At 72.5% G+C, this 25,998-nt stretch carries 11 protein-coding genes; 10 read left to right on the top strand and 1 reads right to left on the bottom strand.

All coding sequences use genetic code 11. The annotated features are described in order from the left end of the window. Positions 1-11: 11 nt before the first annotated feature. The 7 genes from HNR30_RS08475 to HNR30_RS08445 are packed head-to-tail and all read left to right on the top strand — an operon-like array spanning position 12 to position 5,842. The gene (locus HNR30_RS08475; protein WP_181609195.1) at positions 12-809 is read left to right on the top strand and encodes an oxidoreductase; all 798 of its coding nucleotides are present in this window, start codon (positions 12-14) and stop codon (positions 807-809) included. Beyond that, positions 806-1,699, top strand: a complete 894-nt coding sequence (locus HNR30_RS08470) for an alpha/beta hydrolase family protein (protein WP_181609194.1) — start codon at positions 806-808, stop codon at positions 1,697-1,699. Before HNR30_RS08475 ends, HNR30_RS08470 begins: the two co-directional genes overlap by 4 nt. A gap of 8 nt (positions 1,700-1,707) precedes the next feature. Further along, on the top strand, positions 1,708-2,844 hold the full coding sequence (locus HNR30_RS08465; protein WP_181609193.1) for an aromatic ring-hydroxylating dioxygenase subunit alpha: 1,137 nt from the start codon (positions 1,708-1,710) through the stop codon (positions 2,842-2,844). Then, the gene (locus HNR30_RS08460; protein WP_181609192.1) at positions 2,819-3,526 is read left to right on the top strand and encodes a hypothetical protein; all 708 of its coding nucleotides are present in this window, start codon (positions 2,819-2,821) and stop codon (positions 3,524-3,526) included. Before HNR30_RS08465 ends, HNR30_RS08460 begins: the two co-directional genes overlap by 26 nt. Beyond that, on the top strand, positions 3,523-4,422 hold the full coding sequence (locus tag HNR30_RS08455) for a hypothetical protein (protein ID WP_181609191.1): 900 nt from the start codon (positions 3,523-3,525) through the stop codon (positions 4,420-4,422). Before HNR30_RS08460 ends, HNR30_RS08455 begins: the two co-directional genes overlap by 4 nt. Next, a complete protein-coding gene (locus HNR30_RS08450; RefSeq protein ID WP_181609190.1) occupies positions 4,407-5,102 on the top strand; it encodes an SDR family NAD(P)-dependent oxidoreductase in 696 nt (231 codons plus the stop codon). The genes HNR30_RS08455 and HNR30_RS08450 overlap by 16 nt, the downstream gene beginning before the upstream one ends. Beyond that, positions 5,099-5,842, top strand: coding sequence for a maleate cis-trans isomerase family protein (locus tag HNR30_RS08445; RefSeq protein WP_181609189.1), 744 nt, complete (start codon positions 5,099-5,101; stop codon positions 5,840-5,842). Before HNR30_RS08450 ends, HNR30_RS08445 begins: the two co-directional genes overlap by 4 nt. Before the next feature lie 23 nt (positions 5,843-5,865). On the opposite strand, the gene HNR30_RS08440 is transcribed toward HNR30_RS08445, so the two are convergent. Continuing rightward, entirely contained in the window at positions 5,866-6,414 is a 549-nt protein-coding gene (locus HNR30_RS08440) for a cupin domain-containing protein (protein ID WP_181609188.1), read from the bottom strand. A gap of 197 nt (positions 6,415-6,611) precedes the next feature. On the opposite strand from HNR30_RS08440, the gene HNR30_RS08435 reads away from it, so the two are divergent. The 3 genes from HNR30_RS08435 to HNR30_RS08425 all read left to right on the top strand — a co-directional run bounded on the left by HNR30_RS08435 (position 6,612) and on the right by HNR30_RS08425 (position 25,936). Continuing rightward, entirely contained in the window at positions 6,612-18,086 is an 11,475-nt protein-coding gene (locus tag HNR30_RS08435; protein WP_181609187.1) for a Tc toxin subunit A-related protein, read from the top strand. Between the two features lie 21 nt (positions 18,087-18,107). Beyond that, positions 18,108-20,207, top strand: a complete 2,100-nt coding sequence (locus HNR30_RS08430; protein WP_181609186.1) for a hypothetical protein — start codon at positions 18,108-18,110, stop codon at positions 20,205-20,207. Between the two features lie 236 nt (positions 20,208-20,443). Continuing rightward, positions 20,444-25,936: an ATP-binding protein gene (locus tag HNR30_RS08425; RefSeq protein WP_181609185.1), complete on the top strand. Its 5,493-nt coding sequence runs from the start codon at positions 20,444-20,446 to the stop codon at positions 25,934-25,936. Positions 25,937-25,998 lie beyond the last annotated feature (62 nt).

Here is a 25,998-nt window from a genome sequence, read left to right as displayed (position 1 = left end):
GAGGTGCACGGGTGAAGGAGACGCTCCAGCATGTCGAGCAGATGCTCGACGACTCTCCGGTCATCGACGTCACGCAGACCTTCGAGCAGCTACGCGGCATCCTGGCCGACCTCAAGGCCATGATCGACGCCAGGTTCCGGGTGGAGCGCGACCCCTGCAGCCTCGACAGTTACGGCAGCCCTGACGGTCCGGGCGGCAGCCTGGAGGCCTACAGCGGGCCCGAGGTCGACTGGATGGTCCACTCCTGGCTGGGCAACCCGAAGGCCAGCTTCGCCAACCTGCACCTGACGGTGTGGCTCGGGCCGCAGGTCAGGGTGCCGCACCTGGGCATCGCGCTGCTGGTGTGGCCCGAGGGCTGGTTCTACGTCGACCACCTGCCGCGGGTGAACCTGGTCGAGGACGGCGGCTACTTCGACCGCCACTACGCGGAGCAGGACGCCTCCTGGGTGTCCTTCCGCGAGGAGAACCCCGACTTCACCTGGTTCACCAGCCGCTCGGGCTTCATCAGGGCCAGCCTGTCGCCCACCGCCCACTGCTACTCCTTCCCGCGCACCCAGCCCAACCTGGAGGTGGTGCGCCAGGTGACGCGTGCGAAGGTGGAACAGTGGCTGCGCTGGGTGGACGAGGCAGAACCGGTGCCGGAGGCGGAGCGCCCGGCACTGGCCGCGACCGACCTCGCCATCCGGCGCAACATCGCCGAGCGCGACCCGGCCAACGTCATGGGCGTGCGCTTCTTCGGCCAGGAGCTCACCGACCAGCTGGTGCGGGCCCTGTGGGGCGGCGACCGCACGCTGCCGAGGCCGTCGTGATCAGGTCGCTGTGGTGGGCGGCCGACACAGGAGGCGAGCCGCCGTTCGGCACCGCCCACCTGAAGGTCTACTACCCGGCGCGGGAGCCGGGCAGGCTCACCGGCACGGCCGCGCCGGACGGCGGGCCCTACCCGGTCGTGCTGTTCGTGTCGGGCATCAACGTCGGCCAGGACTCCTACCGCTGGCTGGCCACCGAGGTCGCGCGGGCGGGGTTCGTCTGCGTGACCTTCGACCGGGTGGCCGAGCTGTTCGGTGGCGAGTACGGGCTGACGCCCGGCGTGGACCTGGAGGCGGCGACGCCCGAGTGGTACGGCACGCGCCCGACCTGCCCGGCGATCGGCTCGATCCTGTCGTCGCTGGAGCGGATCCCCCTGCTGAAGGGCGCGCTGGACCTCGACAGGGTGGCGCTCGGCGGCCACTCGGCCGGCGGCTCGGTCGTGCTGCAGTCGGCCAGGCACTTCCCGCAGGTCAAGGCGGTCTTCGCCTACGGCGCCCACACCATGGTGGCCACGATGCTCGGCTGGCCGGCCGGCACGGTCCTGCCCGCGCAGGTCGACTGCCCGGTCCTGCTGGTGGGCGGCACCCGCGACGGGGTCATCATGGGCAGCGCCGACCGCTACGGCGAGCGGCGGCACGCCTCCGACCCGGTGACCCGCACGTTCGAGGAAGCCCTCACCGACCGCGACGGGCAGCACGTGCTGGCGCTGTTCGAGGGCGCCAACCACTTCGCCGTCGCCGACCCGGTCGACCCGACGGCGGCCAGGGCCTTCCTGGACCTGGAACCCGAGACCGAACCACGTTCGGAGATCGCGCAACTCATCACGGCGTTCCTGCGAACACACCTGTACGGCGAGGCCCACAGCCTCCCGGGTGCCTCGCGACGCCGGTAGGAGAGCCCATGCTGAAGAACTTCTGGTACGCCGTCGAGTTCAGCCACGCGGTGCAGCACAGGCCGCGCAAGGTCACCTGCCTCGGACAGGACTTCGTGGTCTGGCGCAGGCGCGACGGCCAGGTGGCGTGCCTGTCCGACCTGTGCGTGCACCGGGGCGGCGCGTTGTCGATGGGAACGCTCACCGACGACCGCATCACCTGCCCCTACCACGGCTGGGAGTACGAAGGCGACGGCGCCTGCGTGAAGATCCCGGCCAACCCGCCCGGCCGGGGCATCCCGAAGAAGGCCAGGGTCGACGCCTACCCGGTGGTGGAGCGCTACGGCATGGTCTGGGCCTTCCTGGGCGACCTGCCCGAGCAGGAGCGGCCGCCGATCCCGCACATCCCCGAGCACGACGACCCGGCCTTCCGCGCCGTCTACTGGGAGACCACGGTCGAGGCCAACTACGAGCGCACGATGGAGAACGTCGTCGACGCCGCGCACACCCCGTTCGTGCACGGGACCGCCTTCGGCAACCCCGACAAGCCGGAGATCCCCGACTTCGAGGTGACCCAGAAGGAGTGGCAGGCCGAGGCCGACATCCTGCTCAGCCCGCCGCTGCCCAAGGGCCTGTGGGGCGCGCTGGCCAGGCGCCGGCCGAGGCCGGAGCACGTCGTCGTCACCAACGGCTGGTACCTGCCCAACATCGTCAAGCTGCACGTGCGCCTGCCGTTCGGCGACCTGATCCTCTACGACTACAACATCCCGCTCAGCCAGGAGCGCACCCTGGTGAAGATCGTGGGCTACCGCAACTTCTTCACCGGCAAGTGGGCCGACGGCAACGCCGTCAAACGCATCCAGAAGATCTTCGAGCAGGACCGGCCCGTGGTCGAGTCGCAGCGGCCCGAGCTGCTGCCCTTCGACCTGGCCGCCGAGCTCCACATCCGCAGCGACGCGCTGCAGGTGGCCTACCGCAGGCGGCGTCAGCAGCTGATCGACCAGGGCTGGTGGGTCGACGGCGACGACATCGTCACCGGCGACGTGCCGCGCCGCCAGGCCACCGTGATCGCCTCACCCGCCCGCCGCGACAACCCCGACCTGGCCCGTGCCTGGGTGCACAAGGCCCGAGGAGAACGAGATGAGCCTGCCGGAAGCGCTGAGTGAGCGCACCCTGGAGCGGCTGAGCGCCGCCCTGGGCCTGGCCGCGTCCGAGGACGTGCCGCTGACCTCACCGATGTCACCGCATCCGGTCGGGCGCCTGCGCGTCCTGCGTGGCGGCGACGACGGGGTCAAGGTCGTCACGGTGGGCCTGGTGGTCGCGCCGATCGGCCTCGACAGCCACATGATCTTCGTGTTCACGCCCCCTGGCTCCGCCGTGCCGCACTTCACGCTGGACGCGGTGGCCTCGGCCGACTACCACGCCATGCACCTCGACCTGATCCCCCGGGCGGAGCTGGCGGTCAACCTGGCCTACCTCGACGCCTGCTTCCTGCCGCTCACGACGCACCTGGAGCAGGCCTGGCAGCTCGACGGCCTGTCCCCCGCCGCCGTGGGACCACGCCAGCGGGCCATGATGTCGCCGTGGATGCTGGTGTGCCGCGCCACCGAGGAGGCCTTCGCCAAGCTCGGGCCGACCGTCGACGCCTACCTCGACCACTGGCTCGACCTGCTCGACCGCGGCGTGCCCGAGGCCGGAGGCGACCTGGCCGAACGCGACCTGGCCGAACGCGACCTGGTCAACCGCGCCAACCTGTTCTCGCCCGACGTCGACCCGGTCTGGCTGCAGGTCACCCGCCTGCTCGGCCAGGAGCAGGCCGAGCGGGTGCGTGGGGAGCTGCTGCGGTGAAGCCCAGCCAGTGGCAGCAGCGTATCCAGGGCGAATGGGTCGGCAGGCCGTCGTTGTTCGACGCCACCGGCACCTGGCAGGGATACGAGGACATCCGCCGCTCGTCGATCTTCGAGGACGGCACGACCACCTACGTCATGGACGGCGGCCTGACCGGCGGCGGCCCGCTGGCCGGGCGTTTCCGCCTGGGCGCGCCGTTCGCCTTCGGCGTGGTCGACTCCGACGCCGACCGGCTCTACACCGGGCCCGACTTCCACGGCAGCGGCCGGCCCTACGGCGCCTTCGTGGACGCCCACTACTACGGGCCCGGCTGGCAGGTCGGGCTCAACACCTGGAACCAGACGATCGGCGACACCCAGGTCTACTCCTCGCTGCTGTCGCAGGGACCCGCGATCGTGGGCTGCTTCAACGGCCTCTACACCCGCGACGCCGCCCTGGTCGACGAGTGGCTGGCCGCCGAGACCACCAACGGGCCGGTGCCGTACATCCTGCCGACCAAGGCGGCGGGCGCCTACTCCGGCGTGTGCGAGGTGTACGGCGCCGACCAGAAGCCGCGCGGCACCCTCGACGTCTCCATCGAGGTCGAGCCCGTCGACCTGCTGCGCGCCAGGCACCGGATGACGCTGGGCGAGCCGTACACGACCGAGGTGCGGCGCGACGGCTTCCGCTCCTTCTACGAGGGCCCGCAGGTGTGGGGCAACGCCCAGGCGTACGGCAGGGCGAGCTACCCGGTGCTGCACCTCGGCGGCGCCCGCAGGGTGCACGGCCGCGAGTTCATGATGGACGCCGCGCCCGGCATGGGCGCCGGATCCATGCTCGCCGTCGTCTACGAGGTCTTCGCCGGCAACCGTCTCGACGAGGTGATTCACGGAGTGCTCACATGGTCATCGTCATAACCGGCGGCACCCGCGGCATCGGCCGCGGCCTGGCCGGGCAGTTCACCGCGATGGGGCACACGGTCGTCGCCTTCGGCAGCGCCACCTGCGACGTCAGCGACCGCGACCAGGTCCAGGCGGCCTGGGACGCGGCCGTCAAGGAGCACGGCCAGGTCGACGTCTGGATCAACAACGCCGGCATCACCCACGACCGGCTCCCGCTGTGGGAGCTCGACCGGCTGCAGGCCGAGCGGGTGGTCGCGGTCAACCTGCTGGGGGTGATCAACGGCTGCGCGGTCGCGCTCGCCGGCATGGCCGCCCAGGGGCACGGGCACGTGTGGAACATGGAGGGCCTGGGCAGCGACGGCCGGGCCGTCGCGGGCATCTCCGTCTACGGCGCGACCAAGAGCGCCCTGACGACGCTGACGAAGGCGCTGGCCAAGGAGGTGCCCGCGGGCGTCTCCGTCGGGCTGCTCAGCCCCGGCATGGTCGTCACCGACCTGCTGGTGCGCGACCTGACCCCGCAGTCGCGCAAGATCTTCGACATCCTGGCCGACCGCGTCGAGACCGTCACGCCCTGGCTGGCCGTCCAGGCCGTGGAGCGCAGGACCAACGGCGCGCACGTGCGGTGGCTGACCCGCCGCAAGGTCATGGCCCGCTTCGCCTCCGCCCCCTTCACCAAGAGGAAGGTGCTCCCGTGACCGACGCGCTCGGCTGGCGCGCCAAGCTGGGCGTCATCGCGCCCTCCACCAACACGATCGTCGAGCCCGACTTCTACCGGATGACCGTGCCCGGCGTGACCGCGCACTTCGGCCGCATCCACATCCGCGACCAGAACATGGACGGCGACGAGGGCATGGAGCGCCTGCTGGAGCAGATCCGCTCCGAGATCGGCGCGGCCTGCGAGCGGGTGCTGACCTGCGAGCCCGACTCCATGGTGATGGGCATGTCCGCCGAGACCTTCTGGGGCGGCGTCGAAGGCAACCGGCAGTTCGTCAGCCAGATCAACGCCATCACCGGCCTGCGGGTCGCCACCGGCGCCGAGGCCTGCGAGCGGGCACTGAAGCTGTACGGCGCGCGCAGGATCGGCGTGGTCACCCCCTACCAGCCGGTCGGCGACGAGAACGTGGTCAGGTTCTTCTCCGAGATCGGCTTCGACGTCGTCGCGATCAAGGGGCTCAAGTGCCCCACCGCGGTGTCGATCGCCCACGTGGGCGAGGACGAGTTGCGCGCCGCCCTGCTCGAGGTGAACTCCGCCGAGGTCGACGCGCTGGTGCAGTGCGGCACGAACCTGTCGATGGTGCGGCTGGCCGATGAGGCCGAGCGGTGGCTGGGCAAGCCGGTGATCGCCATCAACGCGGCCACGTGGTGGATGGCCCTGCGCGACAGCGGGATCACCGACCCGGTGTACGGCGCGGGCAGCCTGCTGCGGGAGCACTGAGGGAGGCTCCGGCACGGCCCGCGTCAGCCGTGCCGTACCAGGGTGCGGCCCCCTTCCGGCGGGCCGGTGTCGCGCGGTGACCAGCGCCAGTCGCCGACGGTGAGCGTCTGCGCCGGCTGCGCCGGAGGGTGGTCGAGAAGCCGGGTCGCACGGCCCAGGGCGAGCCCGCCCGGCGGGACGTCGGCCTCGGCGAGCCTCACGTGCAGGCAGCCTTCTGCGGGCGGCTCGCCCTCGCCCGCCACCCAGCGGGGCGGCGCGTCGAACCAGGCGACGGCGAGGGCGCCGTCCGGTGTCGCGCTGGCGGCGCGGGGCGTGCGCGCGGGCAGCCAGGCGTAGTCGCCCGGACGGTAGCGGCGACCCGACACGTGCAGCTCCCCGTCGAGGAGCACGAACTCCTCCCCCGCCAGGTAGTGCCCCTTCTCCGGACGGCTCCAGCCGGGCGGGAAGCGCACGAGCATCGCGCCGCCGCCGAGCTCGGCCAGGCCGACCGGGGTGGTAGAGCCGGGGATGAGGAAGGGCCGGTCGGCGGCGACGGCCGTGAGCCGGACCGCCACGGGGCCTGGTGCTGTCACCCCGCCACCGTAATCGTCTGACGTTTTGCCGGTCAACGCCGCTTCTCCCGCCATACCGCAAATAACGGGACATTTCCTGCAACCTCCTGCCCGCAAGAGGTCGACATCGCCACAGTTACCTCTCCTTGACGGAGTGTCGCCGCCGGTGGATCGTCCGCATGTCAGCGGTGAGTCGGGGTGGCAGAAAGAGAACCGTCGTGCGACGTATTAACGCACTGCCGAATTACGAGCTCCTCTTCGGAAGCCTGGACTTCCGCCGCGGGGACGAGGCCCGCTCGGCGCTCTCGCCGGCCGCCTACCTCACCGATCTGCTCCGGCTCGTGGAGGAGATCGACGGCAGCGAGCTGCGTCAGCGACGCCCCGACCTGTGGGAGGTCCCGCTGGAGGAGGGGAGCGAGACCGCCTACCTCGACGTGGTGGTCGAGATCCTCGAACGGCTCGTCGGCGAGCAGCCTTACGAGCGGTTGCGGACCATGCGCTTCCCGTTCGACAAGCCGTTCAACCTGGACCATGAGCAGCTCGGGCACTTCCTCAAGGCGCGCGGGGTCGGCAGGGAGGAGCTGCCGCGCCTGTTCGGGGCGGCGCGCGCGCAGCTGGCCCGCGAGTTCCTGGGGCTGTCGCCCGAACTGGCCGGGGAGATCACCCAGGCCAGGACGAGCGAGGCGGATCTGCGCGAGGCCTACCACCTGGGCGACCTGGACAAGCTCGACGACCTCCAGGAGGCGGCGCGCCTGCGCCGGGCGACCGGCCTGTCGGTGCCGGAGCTGGCCGAGCTGACCGGCGGCGGCTACGCGCCCGCCACGGCCGACGGCGGGCGGCTGGTCTTCTCCGCCGACCTCACCCAGGCCGCCTGGCTCGACCGGGCGGCCAGGCTCGTGCGGCTGGCCCGGCGCACCGGGCTGCCGATCGCCCACCTGGACCTGGTGCTGACCGCGCTGTGCTGGTCACGGCTGGACGGCGTCGCGCTGGAACGGCTGGCCGCCGTACGGCACGCGGAGAAGGCCCTGGGCCTGCCGCTCGACGTCGTGGTCAGCCTGGCGGCTCCGATGGCGCCCGCCCTGGCCGCCCAGGTCTTCGCCGGGCAGGGTGCGCCCGGTGAACTGCTGGAGGTGACCGATCCCGAGGTCGCCAAGGCGCTCGGTATCGGGCAGGCCACGCTGGAGCGCCTGCTGGCAGGTCTGCCGGGAGACGCCTCCCGCGACGCGCTGCACCGGGCCGCCCGCTACCTGACCTCGCTCGGGCTGACCGCCGACGAGCTGTTCGGCTTCCTGGACGTGCTCGACGCGAGCCTGCCCGTCCCGTTCGGCCCGCCGCCGCCGAGCGCCGAGGGGCGGCGCATCGTGGCCGAACCCGACCCGGCCACCGGGTTGTGGCTGGCCCAGGCGCTGCCGGCGCTCGTGGCGTGGGCCCGCGCCAACGGGCTGTCGCCCGAGGACGTGGCCGCCTTCGCGGGCGGACCCCGCGCCCTGGAGCAGGAGGAAGGGGACGAACGCGGGGCCGCGGCCCGCCAGGCCCTGGCCGCGCAGGAGGCGGCGCTGGAGCGCGACCTGGCCGAGCGGCTGGCCGAGCGGCTGGCCCAGGTCGCCGACGGCCCGGACCTGTTCCTGTCGCCGCGTTTCGGCCGCCGCGCCTCACGCGCCCTGTTCGAGTCGTTACCCGGCTCCACCCCCTACGAGGCGCTGACCGGCCTGTCGTCGGTCGCCGCCTCCGACCTGCTGGGCGCGGGCCTGGGCGACCGTCTGGCGGCCAAGGTCTTCACCAACCTGGTCCTGCGCGGCCATCTCTCCTCCGACGGCACCCTCCTGGACCTTCCCACCGCCTTGACCACGGACTTCTCCCCCTACCGGGACAAGCTCGCCGAGCTGGTGTCCGGCCTCGACGGCCGCTGCTTCCCCTCCGACCTGGCCACCCTGCCCGGCCTCAGCGCCGGCCAGCGGGCCGAGCTCTACGACAACCTGGTGTTCAACGGCCACGTCGCCCCCGACGGCGAGATCCTCAACGCCCGGGTGCGCCGCCCCAACGCCGACCTGTCGCTCGTCGAGGCCGACGTGCTCGCCCTGATCCGCGGCAACCTCACCCGCTACGCCACCGAACCGCTGCGGGCGCGGGTGCCCGCGGCGACGGCCGACTCCCTGATCCACAATCGCCATCTCACCCCCGCCCTGGACGTCCGCGACAAGGAGGGGCTGCTGGCGCTCACGCCCGCGACCTTCGCCCTCGATCCCCGGTTCGAGGCGGACAAGGCCGACCTGCTGGCCGATCTGCAGGGTCAGGTGGCCGCGCACCGCGCCGCGCTGCTGACCTTCCCCGCCGAGGCGTTCGCCGCCCTGGCCGACAGGGCCGTGGCGCGGCGGATCGTCGCCGCCGGCGAGAGCGACGACCCCGTCGTCGTCGCCCTCGTCCAGGAGATCGCCGAGCAGCAGCGGCCCTACAGCCTCGATCTGGACGCCCTGGCCGGGCTCGGGCTCGGCGCGCGGGAGCGCGAGTACCTGATCACGGTGCTGACCGAGGCGGGCGACCTGGACGAGTCGCTGGCCGTGGCCGAGGACCGGCTCGACTTCTTCACGCGGCCCTCCAGCGTGCTGGACTTCTACCTGCCGGGCATGGAGGACTACATCGCCGAGGTGTTCGGACTGCTGCACTCGGTCGCCGCCGAGTTGCGGGCCGGGGTGGCGGAGATCGAGGCGAAGGTGGCCGCGCGGACCGCCCGCCGGGAGGGCGCGCTGCTCACGGTCGCCCAGGAGGTGCTCGGCGTGCCCGCCGCCGTCGTGGCGGCCGTCTGCGCGGGCGCCGGGGTGAGGCTCGCCGACCTGGCCACGCTGCCCAGGCCCACGCCCGCCGTCCCCGTCCCGCTCGCCGTACCCGGTGTGCCTGCCGTACCCGGTGTGCCTGCCGTACCCGATGTGCTCGCCGTGCCCGGTGCGCCGGGCGGTCCGGCCGGGCCGGGGCTCGCGTTCCGGCGCGTGCGGGCGTTCACGCTGCTGGCCGCCAAGCTAGGCCTGAGCGCCGCCGAGACGGCGCTGCTCTTCGAGGACCTGCGCCTGGCCGACCGTTTCCCCGAGCCGCTCGCCCTGCCCCCGGACGTGCGGCGCGTCGACGCTCTCCTCGACGGCTCCGACGGTCACGTCTACGTCTTCAGCGCCGACCGCTTCTGGCGCTACCGCGACCGCGTGCTCGTCGGCGACGGCACCATCGCCACCCTGGTCCCCGGCCTGAGCCGGGTGGACGCGGCCTTCCGCCACCCCGACGGCTCCGACTGGCTGGTCAGCGGCACCCGCTCCTACGTGCGCGCGCCGGGCGGCGAGCGGTGGGCGCCGCGCGAGCAGGTGTGGGGCCGCATCCGCGACGAGTTCTCCCGCCACCCCGTGCGCGCGGCGATGGTCGACCGCGAGGGCCACGTCCACCTGTTCGCCGGCGACCAGCACGTGCGCTACTCCGGCACCGGCTTCGCGGCCGTCGACGAGGGCTTCCCGCGCCCGGCGAAGGACTTCGGCGAGCTCGGCTTCCACGGCCGCGACGGCGAGTTCCACCCGTTCGACGGCGGGCACGTGTGGGGCGCCTCGGCCGCCGAGGGGCCGCCGGGCGCGGTCTTCTCCGACGCCTCGGGCGTGCACGTGATCAGGGACGGCCACGTCGTACGGCACAGCGACGGCCTGGAGTTCGGCGAGCCGCGTGCCGACGACGGCTACCCGCTGCGCATCGAGACGGCCTTCACCCCGGTGCCCGCCGAGTTCGAGTCGGGTGTCGAGGCGGCCTTCGTCGACGAGCGGGGCGTCCTGCACCTGTTCAAGGAGGGCGACACGGTCGCCCTGACCGGCACGTCGCAGATCGTGCGCACGGCCGCCCGCTGGGGGCGCGGCCGGCCCGCCTTCCCGTCGAACCAGGTGGACGCCGCCTTCGTCGGCCGTGACGGCCGCACCTACCTGTTCAGCGGCGACACCTACCTGCGCTACTCGGGCACCGACTACTCGCGCGTGGACCTCGGCTTCCCTCGCGCGATCGCCCCCGACTGGGGCGGGCTCACGCAGGTCGACGCCGCGATGGTGCTCGACGGCGAGACGTACCTGTTCGGCGGCGGCCGTTTCGTGCGCTACTCCTCCACCGATTACGCCACCCCCGACGAGGGTTTCCCCAAGCCGCTGCCGGGCGACTGGTGGAACCTGCCCGACGCCTTCCGCGGCCGGATCGACGCGGTGTACACCGCGCCCGACGGCCGCACCTACGCCTTCTCCGGCGGCCTGTTCGCCCAGTTCGACCTGCGCCGCCGCTGGTGGTCGGCGCCCAGGCCGCTGGAGGACGGCTGGGACAGCCTGCCCTTCCCGGGCGTGAACTCGGCGTTCGTGGGCCGTGACGGCCGCACCTACGTCTTCCACGAGCGGGAGTACGTGCGCTACAGCACCGCCGACCACAGCCAGGTGGACGACCGTTACCCGGCGCCGGTGGCCTCGTTCTGGGGGCAGGTGCGCGACAACCTGGCCAGGACCGGCCAGGTCGACGCCGCGCTCGCCCTCGGCGGGCACGTCTACCTGTTCTCCGGCGACCAGTACACCCGCTTCACCGGCGAGCGGGCGGACCTGGGCTATCCGCGCGGCCTCGATGCGCTGCGCCAGGAGCCGAGGCTGGCCGCCCTGAAGGCGACGCTCGGCCGGGTCGACGCGGCCTTCGCCGACCGCGGCAACGTCTACCTGGTGAGCGGCTCGACCTGGCACGTCGTCTCCGACCGGCGTTACCGCGTCTACGACGCGCCAGGCGTGGCCTGCGCGTTCGTCGAGGACGGCAGGCTGCTCGCCGAGTCGCCCGCGGGCTGGGCCCGGCGCGGCGCGGTCGAGGGGCTGGGCGAGGTCTCCGAGCCCGTCCAGCCGCGGGTGCTGCGCGACGTGCCCGAGCGCTTCCGCTCCGGGCTCGACGCCGTGCTGATCGGCACCGACGGCGCGAACTACCTGTTCAAGGGCGAGTCCTGCTACGACACGCTGCTCGACCGTGAGTACCCGGTGGCGCAGATGTGGGGGCGTCCGCGCGGTCTCGGCACGGTCGACGCCGCGTTCGCGGGCCGTGACGGCAGGACGTACCTGTTCGGCGGCGAGTACTTCACCGACGGACGCGAGCCGCGCCGCATCGACGAGGTGTGGGGCGGCCTGAACAGCGTCGGCGTCGCCTACGTCTGGAAGGACGCCACGTACCTGTTCGAGAAGCCCGACGCGTCGGGCGTCATGCGGTACCTCGTCTACTCGGGCGAGGACTACTCCGCGCCCGATCCCGGTTACCCGCGCACCACCGACGCGGGCTTCTGGGAGACCTCGGCGATCCCCCGGGCGGTGATCGCCCAGGGCGACACGCTGGTGCTCATGAACGGCGAGACGTTCACGCTGCCGGGCGGCGGGCCCGTGCGCCCGATCAGCCAGGTGTGGCGCGGCTTCGAGGGCACGCTCACCTCCGCTTACACCATGGCCGACGGCTCGACGTGCTTCTTCTTCGGCGACCGCTTCCGCCGTCACGCCGACGGGCAGCTGGGGCCGCTCACCGCGCCCGCCTCGGACTCCTTCACGCGCGTCGACGCGGCCTTCACCTGGGAGGGCACGACCTTCGTCTTCAGCGGCGACCGCTACGCGCGCTACTCCACCGGGGAGTACGGGCAGGCCGACCCCGGCTATCCGCGTCCCGTCGCGGGCAACTTCCGCGCCGAGTGGCCGGGCCTGCCGGAGAGCTTCGAGGACGCGATCACCACCGTGGACGCGGTCGTGGCCGACCGGCGCACCCTCTACCTGTTCATGGGCGGGCGCTGCCACGTCGCCTCCCGGGCGCTGACCGCCTCCTACGACACGCCGCTGGGCCGTACGAGCCCGCTCCAGGGGCCGCTCGACGCCGCCCTGATCGTCGGCGAGCGCACGTACGTGCTGGCCGGCGACCGCTACGCCCGGTACAGCGGCCAGGACTACGCCGCCGCCGACGAGGGCTACCCGCGCTCGCTGGCGCTGCTCCACGACGACCTGGGGGTCGGCCAGCTGCCCGACGCCTTCCTCGGCGGCGTGGACGCGGCCTTCGCCACGTCCGGCGGCATCCACCTGTTCAAGGGGGCCGCGCACGTGCGCGCCGACGACCGCACCCGGCCCTCGCCCGCGTGGGGCAGGGCCAGGAACGCCTTCGACGGCGGGCTCGACGCCGCCTTCGCCTCCCCTGACGGCGCGATCTACGCCTTCCGCGGCGACCAGTACGTGCGGTACGGCTCCGGCACGCTGGCCCTGGCCGATTCCGGCTTCCCCCGCACGATCAAGGACGACTGGGGCGACCTGCCGAGGTTGTTCGAGGACGGGATCGACGCCGCCTTCACCCTGGCCGGCAGGACCTACCTGACCAGGTCGGACGACTACGTCTCGCTCGACGGCGAACGGGCCGGCGGCCCGGCCAGGCGAATGGACGAGGGCTGGTCGGACGGCCCCGACTTCCGGCTGGCCGACCTGGTGACGGTCACCCGCTTCGCCTCGCTCAACCCCGCCGTGGCCACCGCGCTGACCACCCCGGACGAGGATCCCTATGCCACCATGGCGGGCCTGTTCGGCTGGGACACCGCCGAGCTCATGTGGGTGCAGCGCACCCTGCCCGCCGATGGCGACGTGGAGTTCGCGCTCAAGGCGGTCGAGCTGTTCCGCCTGGCCGAGCGGCTCGGGGCGCCGCCGTCACGGCTGGGGCACCTCACCGGCGAGCCCGTCAACACGATCAAGCGCGACGCGCTGCTGTCGGCGGTCCTGTCGCACGGCGACGGCGACTCGACCGACCTGTTCGAGCGGCTGCTCATCGACGTGGAGATGGGCGGGCTCGGCCTGACCACGCGGGTGCGCGAGGCCATCGCCGCCGTCCAGCTCTACCTGCACCGCTGCCTGCTGGACCTGGAGCGGCTGGAGGAGGACGACAGGGAACGGCTGCGCCGCTGGTGGGGCTGGATGCGCAACTACCGGGTGTGGGAGGCCAACCGCCAGGTCTTCCTCTACCCGGAGAACTACCTGCGGCCCGAGCTGCGCGGCACCAAGACGCCCGGCTTCGTGGCGCTGGAGAACGAGCTGATGCAGTCGGGCGTCACCGCGACCACCGCGCAGCGCGCCTACAAGCGGTATCTCGACGAGTACACCGAGGTCTCGCGCCTGGCCATCGCCGGCGGCTACGTGGAGGCGACGGGAGACGGCGCCCGCAGCCTGGTGCTGTTCGGCAGGACCAGGACCGAGCCGCGCCGCTTCTACCATCGCGACGCGCTCTTCCGCGACGGCGACCGGCTGTCGGCGTCGTGGAGCCCCTGGCAGGAGGTGGACGTCCGCATCGACGCCGAGCGCGTGCACCCGGTGCGCGCCTTCGGCAGGACGTTCGTCTTCTGGGCCGGTGTGGAGGCGCTCCAGCCCAGCGAGGGCTCCGCCGTGGTGGCCGTGCGCTCCACGGACGAGAGCACCCAGGAGGTCACCTCGCCGCCGGTGTGGCGGCAGGTGAAGATCTTTTACTCCTTCCTCAACCTCAACGGCGAGTGGGTGCCCGCCCAGGTGCTGGCCTCCGGCGCGCCCAGGATCGACCCGATCACGGCCGTCACGCTGACGGTGCGGACCGGACCGCTGCCCGGCACCGAGCACGACGCGATCATCGTGGCCTACTCCTCGATGACCGTCACGGGGCCGGTCGGCGCGCAGTTCGCTCTCACCCCCGAGCTGTACGCCGTGCCGATCGAGGGCGTGGTGATCCCCCCGCCCGCCGGCGACGTCACCACGATCTTCCACGCGGACGAGGAGGTGAACCCGGCGTCGGTGATCTGGTTCGACAGGCCCGCCGGGTTCGACCGGGGCTCGTGGTTCAGCGTCGACCTCAAGGGCGGCAGCTTCCTGTGCCGTCCGATGCTGCCGCCGCCCGGCGAGATCCCGGAAGACAAGCCCATCCGCGGCAACCGGGAGGGCCTGCCCTCCTGGGACCGGATCGACGCGGCCGTGGAGCTGCCCAACGGCAACCGGCTGATCTGGGACAACGTCGGCAACCAGTACGCCATGCTGGTGCGCGGGCGTGACAGGGTCGAGCGCATCCAGCAGATCGACCACGTGTGGGGCTTCACCGAGGACGAACCACCGCCTCAGCCCGGCGGCTCGACGGTCATCCTCATCGGGCCCGACGGCCAGCCGGTGATCGGCGTCGTCGTGCCGCCGCCCACCCTGCCCTTCCCCGTTCCCACGCAGCCGCCTCCCGGCCGATCGGGCAACCCCCTGAACCAGGACGACGACTTGGGCGGGATCTGGACGCCGCCTCTCCCCGCCGCATCCGCGCAGCCCGCCACCAGCGCCGGCTGGCGCACGGTGGACGCCGCCTGGATGGAGGGCGAGCACCTGTTCGTCACCAGCGGCACCCGCCTGGCCCGCTACAGCCTCGACGACGAAGGCCATCCCAGGGCCGTGATGGACGAGGCCGACGGCTACCCGATGACCATCCCCCGTCCCATCACCGGCGTGATCGGCGGCTACGCCCTGCGCAGCGGCGGCTACGCCAGGGTCGGCGAGTGGATCTTCCGGCCGCTGCGCGGCGAGTGGGCCAACCTGCCCGCCTCCATCAGAGGGATCATGGAGTCGCGCGACGGCCTGTACATCTTCCGCAACACGACCTACCTGCTCTACCGGGGCGACGCGGGCATCCCCTACCCCCTGACCGGCCTGCCGCACGACATCGTGCGCCTGACCAGCAGCACCGCGTCCAAACTCAACCAGCGCCTGCTCACCGGCGGCGTCGCTGCGCTGCTCGACACCACCACGCAGGAGACCGACGAGCTGCCCGCGCTCGACACCGGCACCTCCGACGCGACCACGATCCGGGTCAAGGAGGAGCGGGTCGTCAAGGAATGGCTGCCCGGCCGCTCCCACCTGGACTTCTCCAGCGCCAACGGCTCCTACTACTGGGAGATCTTCTTCCACGCTCCGCTGCTCATCGCCCAGGCGCTCAACGCCGCGCAGCGCTTCGAGGAGGCGCGGACCTGGTTCGAGCACGTCTTCGACCCGACCAGATCCGACCAGTACTGGCGTTTCCTGCCCTTCCTCGGCGCCGACCCCGGCGCCCTGGCCGAGGCGCTGCGGCTGCGCGAGGACAGCGGTCTCGACGACGCGGTGGCGCTGCTGGAGTCGCTGGTGCCGGTCTTCCGCGGCGAGGGCGAGCTGACCTGGGCCGACCGGCAGGCCCTGGCCGAGCTGCCCGACCTGGCCGCAGGGCGCGACCCGTCGGTGGGCGAGGACCTGGCGGTGGCCGCCGGGCTGGCACGCGCCTACGACCTGGCGGGTGACCGGCAGGCGCTGCTGCACGCCTACCTGGAGGATCCGTTCGACCCGCACACGATCGCCGCCCTGCGGCCGGTCGCCTACCGCCGGGCCGTGGTGGCCGGGTACGTCGACAACCTGCTCGACTGGGGCGACCTGCTGTTCCGCCAGTACACGATGGAGAGCGTCGACGAGGCCAGGATGCTCTACCTGCTCGCCCACGACCTGCTGGGCCGCCGTCCGGGCGACCTCGGGGCGCTGCCCTCGGTCGCGGCGCTGCCCTTCACCGGGCTGGACCCCGAGCTCACCGAGGGCGACGCGCTCGGCGGGCTGGTGCGGGCGCACGCCGGAGCGGTCGACCCGTACTTCCACATCCCGGTCAACCCGTCGCTGGGCGGCTACTGGGACCTGGTCGCCGACCGGCTCACCAAGATCAGGGCGTCGCTCGACATCCTGGGCGTGGCCCGGCCGCTGCCGCTGTTCGAGCCGCCCATCGACCCGGCCGCGCTCGTCGTGCGGGCCTCGGCCGACGGGGCCGCGGTGCCGTACGGCGAGACGGTCGCGGCCGAGGTGCCGCACTACCGGTTCACGACGGTGCTGCGGCGGGCCCAGGAGCTGGCCGACCGGGTGCGCGACTTCTCCGGGCTGCTGCTCGACACCCTGGAGCGGCGCGACTCGGAGGCGCTCGGGCTGCTGGCCGACGAGCACGAGGCGGTCCTGCTGCAGATGACGCGTGCCGTACGGCAGGCGCAGGTCGTCATGGCCGAGGAGAACGTGACCGCGTTGCGCGCCGGGCTGACGGCGGCCGAGAACCGGGTGGCCGCCTACGAGGCGATGATCGCGGCCGGTCCCTCCGCGCTCCAGCAGGCGCAGATCGGGCTCATGGCCAGCGCGGCGGCGGCGCACTTCACCGCGAGCGGGCTCAAGATCGGTGCGGCGATCGCGCACGGCGTCCCCCAGGTCCTGCTCGGCCCGTTCATCCTGGGCACGATGTACGGCGGCGACCAGGTCGGCGACGCCCTGGCCGAAGGAGCCGAGGTCGCGGAGTCGCTCGGCGAGGGCCTGCAGGTGCTCGGCGAGGTGCTGGGCGTGCGCGCCGAGCACGAACGCTCGGAGCAGGACTGGCGGCTCCAGGCCGACACCGCGCGCGGCGAGGTGGCCCAGATCGCCGCGCAGGTCGCCGGCGGCGAGGCGGGCGTGATCTCGGCCCGCCGCGAGCTGGAGATCCTGGAACGGCAGATCGGCCAGCAACAGGCCGTCTCGGCGTTCCTGCGCGGCAAGTTCACCGGCGGCGAGCTGTACCAGTGGATGGCCTCGCGCATGGCCGAGCTGAGCTTCCAGGCCTACGGCACCGCCCACGACCTGGCCAAGGCGGCCGAGCGGGCCTTCGAGTTCGAGCGCGGCACGCCCGCCCCGGCGATCAGGCCCGCCGCCTGGGACAGCAGGCGCGCCGGCCTGCTGGCCGGCCAGACGCTCGGCGCCGACCTGGACCGGCTGGCCCGCGCCTACGCCGACTCCGACGGCCGCCGCCTGGAGATCACCCGCCGGGCCTCGCTGCTGGAGGTCGACCCGGTCGCGCTGCTCACCCTGGTCAGGACGGGCTCGTGCGAGTTCGCCCTGTCGGAGGAGTTCTTCGACCACGACTTCCCCGGCCTGTACCGGCGGCAGCTGCGGGCGATGGCGATCTCGTTCGAGACCGCCGACGGCCAGCCGCTCACGCCGAACGCCATGCTCACCCAGCTGTCGCACCGCACCCTGCTCGCGCCCGACCCGCGCGCCGCGCAGTGGCTGCTCAGCCCGCAGGGCCCGGCTCCGGCGCAGGTGCGCTCCGACTGGCGTGCCGGCCAGCGCATCGCACTGTCGCACGTGGCGCAGGGCTGGGAGAACAACGGTCTGTTCGAGCTGCGCTACGACGACGAGCGCTACCTGCCGTTCGAGGGCACCGGCGCGATCTCCACGTGGCGGCTGGAGCTGCCCGGCCTGCGCTCGGCCGACCGGCCCGCCGGCCTGCACGACGTGGTGCTCACCGTGCGCTACACCGCCGAGCACGGCGGCGACACCTTCGCCGCCGCCGTCAAGGGCATGCTCAAGCCGTACGGCGCGGCCGTCTGCTTCGACGTTCCCGCCGCCTTCCCCGACGCGTGGGCCTCGTCCGGGTCCACGCTCACGCTCCCCCTCACCCCGGCACACCTACCGGACCTGCACGGGCGGCAGATCACCGGCCTGTACGCCGTCTACGACGGTGACGCACGGCTGACGCTGGACGGCGCCGCGCTCCCCGACGGCCGGCTGCTCCCCACCCCGGGCCTGTCGCTCGGCTCCGGCGGGCTGCGGCTGGGGTGGTCGGGCGAGCGTACGTCCCTGCGCGGGCTGCGGCTCGTGCTCACCTACCGCGCCGGGTTGCGCTGACCTTTCCCCAGGAGGAGAACCGTGTCCATCACACCGACCGGCTCGCGCAGCCCGTCACGCTCGCGCAGCACATCCCGCTCACCGTCCGGCAGCCGCAAGGCGTCGCCGAGCCCACCGCCGACCCCGGGGCGCAACATCGAGGGCTTCTACGGAGATGACGCGGATCCGATCCAGACCGACGATCCGGACGTCCAGAACGACCCCGACGACCAGGACGAGCAGATGGTCACCAAGCGAGACGGCGATTCCCCCCGCGATTCGCCTCGCGACTCCGACGAGGAGGGCCAGGAGGAGGACGACGAAGGGGATGACGAGGACTCCTCGGCGGGCATCGACACGGCCCAGCAGATGATCGCCGCCGACACCCAGCAGGAGCTCCCCTACACCCGGGCCGACGTGCGGAACTTCCTCGTCAACGACATGAAGGCGACCCCGGCGTCCGACCCGTTCGAGATCCTGCAGGCCATCTCCAAATTCGATCAGCCCGGCCACCCCCTGGTCTGGCAGGCCGTGGCCGACGTGCTCAAGATCACCGCGGGTGGATGGGCGGGCACCCTGGCGGCGGCGACCCTGAACTGCGGGCGGGCGGCGGACATCGACCTGCATGACGCGGTCAAGACGTTCTGCGGCCAGAACGGCCTCGACTACGCCGAGTTCGTGGCCGCGCTCGAGGACGAGGGCCATCCTCTGTTCGGCAAGCCGAGCCGGGCACCGCGCAACCTCTTCGAGGCCGGCTGGCGTGACATGGACGAGAACGTCGCCAAGCTGGTCAAGAAGCAACTGGAGGCGCGGCACGGGTCGATGCGGACCGCGATGAACCGGAACCAGCCGCTGGGCACGTCGCTGACCGCCTCGGGCAGTCCCGAGCAGCACAGCCTCGACCGGCTGGCCTGGGTGCTGGCCACCCTCCACTCCCAGCGCCAGTGCGTGGCCGTCGCCAAGCTCAAGACGCACGAGCTGCGGCTGTTCGCCAACAAGCCGGACGACCGGATGGAGGCGGACTTCCGGCGCCTGCTCCAGGCGGCCGACGATCAGCTGACCGGCGTGCAGGAAATGACGCAGTCGCTGCTCAACGACATGACCAAGAAGCCTCTGCGGGGCATGTCGCAGGAGAAGACCAACCAGACGAGCCTTCGACGGCTCACCAAGACGCTCAAGTACCTCACCCAGCTCAGCCAGGACTGGGCGGACCTGCGCGTCATGGCGCACACCGCGCAGAACCAGCACGGCAAGATGTCCCAGCACGTCCACGCCGAGACCCAGGCGGGCGCGCTCGTGGTCAAGCGCAGGATGGACCTGAGGCGGAACACCGCGACCAAGCCCGTCGTCCAGCTACCGCAGCAGCTCGACCCCGATCTCGCCCAGCTCAACGGCGCGGCGGCGCAGACCCAGCAGATGGTGGCGGCCACGCAGGTCACGAGGGACGTGCAGGAGGCCGAGTTCGCCATCGGCATCTCCAAGCTGTGCTGCTTCTACTGCTGGCTGATGCTCAGCGCCGTGGCGCAGACCGAGGGGCTCGACGTCACCGTCTCCTCGACCCATTTCGACACCTACAAGTGGCCCCTGCCCGCCGAGCTCACCTCGGCCGACATCCTGCGGGCCTTCCTCGGCATCCCCGCCACCGGCGGCACCCCTACGGAGCAGCAGCTCAACGCCACCCTCCTGGATCCGGACGGCCCCAGGAAGATCGCCTCGGCGATCCAGAACATGAAGCTTCCGGCCAAGGCGGACGCCATCTCCGACTACTACTCCAGCGGCGAGGAGGAGGGCGACGACGGGGCCAGTGACGAGGACACGCCGATGTCGCCGATACCGACGGACGACGAGGCCGACGACCCGCAGTCGTCACCCGTCCGGCCCGCGACCCCGCCTCCCTCTCCGCCCCCTACGACGCCGCAGGTGGTGCCCAAGCTCCTCTTCACCATCAAGTTCAACAACAAGCCCGCGGCGGCGGTCCCGGCCACCAAGCCGATCCAGACGGCGATCACCAAGAACTCGCAGAAGCCGACACCCACCGCCGTGTCGACCCGCCGCTCCACCCGGGCCGGCGCGATCCAAGCCAACCTGAACCTCCAGCAGTCGCTGGATGAGGAGAAGAAGCCCGAGACCTGGAACGGCTGACGTGTCCCGCCACCCGAGGCACCCCTGTCCATCCCCAGACCGGGGACCTCGGGTGCGTTTCCTCCCGCCCGATGTGGTTAGCTCGTTTGTGGGTTTCCTACAATGCGGCGGCTCTGTCCTGCGCGATGCGGACATTGGTGAACAGGTAACAAATCGAGCAAGCTATCGAGTAGGCAGGCGACGCTCCGGGACCCGGACGTCGCCTTATGCGTGAGTTAGCTTGGGAGGCTCAACCGGTGTTCAGTCGAGTGGCCATCGTCAACCGCGGAGAGGCCGCGATGCGGCTCATCCACGCCGTTCGCGATCTTTCCGCCGAGACGGGGACCCGGATCGAGACGGTCGCCCTCTACACCGACGCCGACCGCAATACGACGTTCGTGCGCGAGGCCGACATCGCCTACCCGCTCGGGCCCGCCTCCGCCAGGCCGTACCTCGACCTGGCCGTGCTGGAGCGGGCACTGGTGGAGACCGGCGCCGACGCGGCCTGGGTGGGCTGGGGCTTCGTCGCCGAGGACCCCGCCTTCGCGGAGCTGTGCGACAAGATCGGCGTGACGTTCATCGGCCCGAGCGCGGAGGCGATGCGCCTGCTCGGCGACAAGATCGGCGCCAAGCTCATCGCCGAGGAGGTGGGCGTCCCCGTCGCGCCGTGGAGCCGCGGCGAGGTGGCCACGCTCGACGACGCCCTGCGCGCCGGCGACGAGATCGGCTACCCGCTGATGCTCAAGGCGACCGCGGGCGGCGGCGGACGCGGCATCCGCATGGTCGCCTCACGCGAGGAGCTGACCGACGCCTACGAGCGCACCAGCCAGGAGGCGCTGCGGGCGTTCGGCTCCGGCGTGGTCTTCCTGGAGCGCCTGGTCACCGGCGCCCGCCACGTCGAGGTGCAGGTCATCGCCGACGGCCAGGGCACGGCCTGGGCGCTGGGCGTGCGCGACTGCTCGGTGCAGCGGCGCAACCAGAAGATCATCGAGGAGTCGTCCTCCCCCGTCCTGGGTCCCGAGCAGACGAGCGAGCTGAAGGCCGCGGCCGAGCGCCTGGCCCTGGCCGTGAGCTACCGCGGCGCCTGCACCGTGGAGTTCCTCTACCACCCGGGCGAGCGGCTGTTCGCCTTCCTCGAGGTCAACACCCGCCTCCAGGTCGAGCACCCGATCACCGAGATCACCACCGGCACCGACCTGGTCAGGCTGCAGCTGCACGTGGCCTCCGGAGGCAAGCTGGAGGGCCCGCAGCCGGCCGAGCTCGGCCACGCCGTCGAGGCGCGGCTCAACGCCGAGGACCCCGACCGCGACTTCGCCCCCGCCCCCGGCCGCATCGCGCGCCTGGTGCTGCCGGCCGGCCCCGGCATCCGGGTCGACACCGGCGTCGGCGAGGGCGACACCATCCCGGCCGACTTCGACTCCATGATCGCCAAGATCATCGCCTACGGCCGCGACCGCGAGCAGGCCCTGGGCAGGCTGCGCCGCGCCATGTCCGAGACCACCGTGATCATCGAGGGCGGCGCCACCAACAAGAGCTTCGTGCTCGACCTGCTCGACCAGCCCGAGGTCATCGACGCCTCCGCCGACACCGGCTGGATCGACCGTGTGCGTGCCGAGGGCCGTCTGATCAGCCACCGCCACTCCGCCGTCGCCCTGGCCGCCGCCGCGATCGAGGCCTACCTCGACGAGGAGGAGGTCAGCATCCAGCGGCTGCTGTCCACCGCCCACGGCGGGCGCCCCCAGGTGCAGCACGACACGGGCCGCCCGCTCGACCTCAAGCTGCGCGGCGTCGGCTACCGGGTGAGCGTCGCCCGCGTCGGCCACAACCGGTTCCGCGTCGGCGTCTCCGGCGGCGGCGAGGTGCACCCCGCCGACGTCGAGATCGAGCGGTTCGACGAGCACAGCGGCCAGATGACCGTCAACGGCCGCCGTTTCCGCCTGGTGTCCGACACCCACGGCCCCATCCACCTGGTCGAGGTCGACGGCGTCACCCACCGCATCAGCCGCGACGAGGGCGGCGTCGTGCGCTCCCCCGCCCCTGCCCTGGTCGTCGCGACACCCGTCGGGGTCGGTGACGAGGTCGAGGCGGGCGCCGCGATCCTGGTGCTGGAGAGCATGAAGATGGAGACGGTCATCCGCGCTCCGTTCCGTGCCCGCGTGCGCGAGTGCCCGGTCTCCGCCGGCACCCAGGTCGAGACCGGCGCTCCCCTGATGCGGCTGGAGCCGCTGGCCGACGAGGGCGCCGGCCAGGCCGAGTCGGCCGCCGAGACCGTCGAGGTCGAGCTGCCCGCCGAGCCGCAGGCCGGTTCCGCGGCCGAGCGCGTCGAGCGCGGCCTGCAGGACCTGTGCAGCCTCCTGCTGGGCTTCGACGTCGACCCGCTCGACGGCAGGCGGGTACTGTCCGACTACCTGAGCGCCCGCGCCGAGCTGGGCGGGCGCCTGCTCGAAGGCGAGCTGGAGCTGCTCACCGTCTTCGCCGACCTGTCGGAGCTCAGCCTCAACAAGCCGGTCGGCGGGCTCGACCTGGAGCCCGACAGCCCGGTGCACAGCCCGCGCGAGTTCTTCCACGGCTACCTTCGCAGCCTCGACGTCGAGCGCGCCGGCCTCACCGACGACTTCCAGGCCAAGCTCGCCAAGGTGCTGGCCCACTACGGCGTCGACGGCCTCGACCGCACCCCCGAGCTCGAGGCGGCGGTCTTCCGGATCTTCCTGGCCCAGCAGCGCATGGGCGGCGACGTCGGCATCGTCTCCGCGCTGCTGCGCCAGTGGCTGTCCGACTCGCCGCCGCTGGAGTCGCTCAGCGAGCGCGCGGGCCTGACCCTCGAGCACCTGGTCGAAGCCACCCAGGTGCGCTTCCCGACCGTCTCCGACCTGTCCCGCAGCGTCGTGTTCCGCTGGTTCGCCCAGCCGCTGCTGCGCCGCACCCGCGCCACCGTCTACGCCTCCGTCCGCGCCGACCTCGGCTACCTCGACCGCAACCCCGGCGCGCCCGACCGCGCCGAGCGCATCCAGGCCATGGTCGCCAGCTCGGAACCTCTCGTGCGCCTGATCGGCCAGCGCATCGGCCGCGCGGGCACCGACCACGCGCCGCTGCTCGAAGTGCTGACCCGCCGCTACTACGGCAACCGCTCGCTGTCGGAGGTGACCGTCCGCGAGAGCGAGGGCTGCCGGTTCGTCAGCGTCGACCACACCGGCGTGCGCGGCGTCACGCGCGTGGTCACCACCGCCGTCGACATCAGCTCGCTGCCCGCCGCGATCGCCGCCCTGCGCGCCTTCGCCGCCGAGGCCGAGGGCGTGGCCGCGCGCGGGCTGGTCGCCGACCTCTACATCACCTGGGAGGGCCAGCCCGACGCCGACGCCATGGCCGTACGGCTCGGCGAGCTCCTGGCCGAGCACGCCACCTCGGCCGGCATCCGCCGCATCACCACCACGGTCGCCGGGCGCAGCGGCGCCGTCATGCACCACCACTTCACCTACCGCCCCGACGGCGCGGGCTTCGCCGAAGACCGCCTGATCCGCGGCCTGCACCCGCAGATCGCCCAACGCCTGCAGCTGGAGCGGTGGCGCGAGTTCGACCTCACCCGCCTGCCGTCGACCGACGAGGAGATCTACCTCTTCAAGGCCGTCGCCCGCAGCAACCCGGCCGACGAGCGGCTCATCGCCATGGGCCAGGTCCGCGACCTGACGGCGCTGCGCGAGTCCGACGGCCGCCTGGTCGCGCTGCCCTCCGTCGAGGACGCCCTGGCCGCCGGCCTGGAGGCGATCCGCACCATCCAGATGCAGCGGCCGCAGAACAAGCGTTTCGACACCAACCGGATCATGATGTACGTCTGGCCGTCGGCCGAGCTGACAGCCGACGAGCTGAACGCCCTGGTCGAGCGCATCCTGCCGACCACGGCCGGCGCGGGGCTGGAGGAGGTCCTGTTCGTGGCCCGCCAGCGCAACGCCGCCGGCGAGCTCAGCGAGGTCGCCGTACAGATCACCCTCGACCCGGGCCGCGGCGCGAGCCTGCACGTCGAGAAGCCGACCACCGAGCCGGTCCAGCCGCTCGACGCCTACCGCCAGAAGGTGCTGCGCGCCGCCCGCCGCGGCAACGTCTACCCCTACGAGCTGACCGGCATGCTCGCCGGGCCCGAGGGCACCTTCATCGAGCACGACCTCGACGAGCATGGCGTCCTGGTGCCGGTCGTGCGGCCGCGCGGGGAGAACACCGCGGCGCTCGTCGCGGGCGTCATCGCGACGCCGACCTCGCGGCACCCGGAGGGCGTCACCCGCGTGGTGCTGCTCGGCGACCCGACCAAGGCGCTCGGCGCCCTGTCGGAGCCCGAGTGCCGCCGCGTGATCGCCGCCCTCGACCTCGCCGACCGCATGGGGGTGCCGCTGGAGTGGTTCGCCCTCTCGGCGGGCGCGCGCGTCTCGATGAGCTCCGGCACCGAGAACATGGACTGGGTGGCCGCCGCGCTCAAGCGCATCGTCACCTTCACCCAGGCGGGCGGCGAGATCAACATCGTGGTCGCGGGCATCACCGTCGGCGCCCAGCCGTACTGGAACGCCGAGGCGACGATGCTCATGCACACCAAGGGCATCCTGGTGATGACGCCCGACTCGGCGATGGTCCTCACCGGCAAGCAGTCGCTCGACTTCTCCGGCGGCGTCTCCGCCGAGGACAACGTCGGCATCGGCGGCTACGACCGCGTCATGGGACCCAACGGGCAGGCGCAGTACTGGGCGCCCAACCTGGCCGCCGCCCGCGACGTGCTGATGGCCCACTACGACCACACCTACGTGGTGCCGGGCGAGCGGGGCCCGCGCCGCGCCCACACGGCCGACCCGATCGACCGCGACGTGCGCGACTTCCCGCACTCGGCGGCCGGCAGCGACTTCACCACCGTCGGCGAGATCTTCTCGGCCGAGCACAACCCCGACCGCAAGAAGGCCTTCGACATCCGCACGGTGATGCGCGCCCTGTCCGACCAGGACCACCCGGTGCTGGAGCGCTGGGCGCGCATGGCCGACGCCGAGACCTCCGCGGTGCAGGACGTGCACATCGGCGGACAGCCGGTCTGCCTCATCGGCATCGAGTCCCGGCCGGTGCCGCGCCGCGGCTTCCCTCCCACCGACGGGCCCGACACCTATACGGCCGGCACGCTCTTCCCGTTGTCGTCGAAGAAGACCGCGCGGGCGATCAACGCCGCCTCCGGCAACCGGCCGCTGGTGGTGCTGGCGAACCTGTCGGGGTTCGACGGGTCGCCTGAGTCGATGCGCAAGCTGCAGCTGGAGTACGGCGCCGAGATCGGGCGGGCGATCGTCAACTTCGAGGGCCCGATCGTGTTCTGCGTGATCTCCCGCTACCACGGGGGCGCGTTCGTGGTGTTCTCCAAGGCGCTCAACCCGAACATGACCGTGCTGGCGCTGGAGGGGTCGTTCGCCTCGGTGCTGGGCGGCGCTCCGGCGGCGGCGGTCGTCTTCTCCGGCGAGGTGAACAACCGCACCGCCAACGACGCGCGGGTGACCGAGCTGCAGGCGCGGATCTCGCGCGCAGAGGGTGCCGAGCGGGCGGCGCTCACCGCCCAGCTGCCGGAGGTCCAGGCGGCCGTGCGGGCGGAGAAGCTGGGTGAGGTGGCGGCGGAGTTCGACCGGGTGCACAGCATCCAGCGGGCCGTCGAGGTGGGGTCGGTCGACGCCATCATCAGCGCCGCCGAGCTGCGGCCGCGCATCATCGAGGCCATCGAGCGCGGCCTCTCACGCTGACCGCCACCGGCGAGGGCCCCACCGGGCCCTCGCCGAACGCGGTGTCGAGCAGACGGCCCTCG

The organism is Nonomuraea soli (assembly GCF_013761175.1).
GTDB classification, from domain to species: domain Bacteria; phylum Actinomycetota; class Actinomycetes; order Streptosporangiales; family Streptosporangiaceae; genus Nonomuraea; species Nonomuraea soli.
The sequence above is the reverse complement of the archived record's forward strand: the minus strand, read 5'-3'. Positions and strand labels throughout refer to the sequence as shown.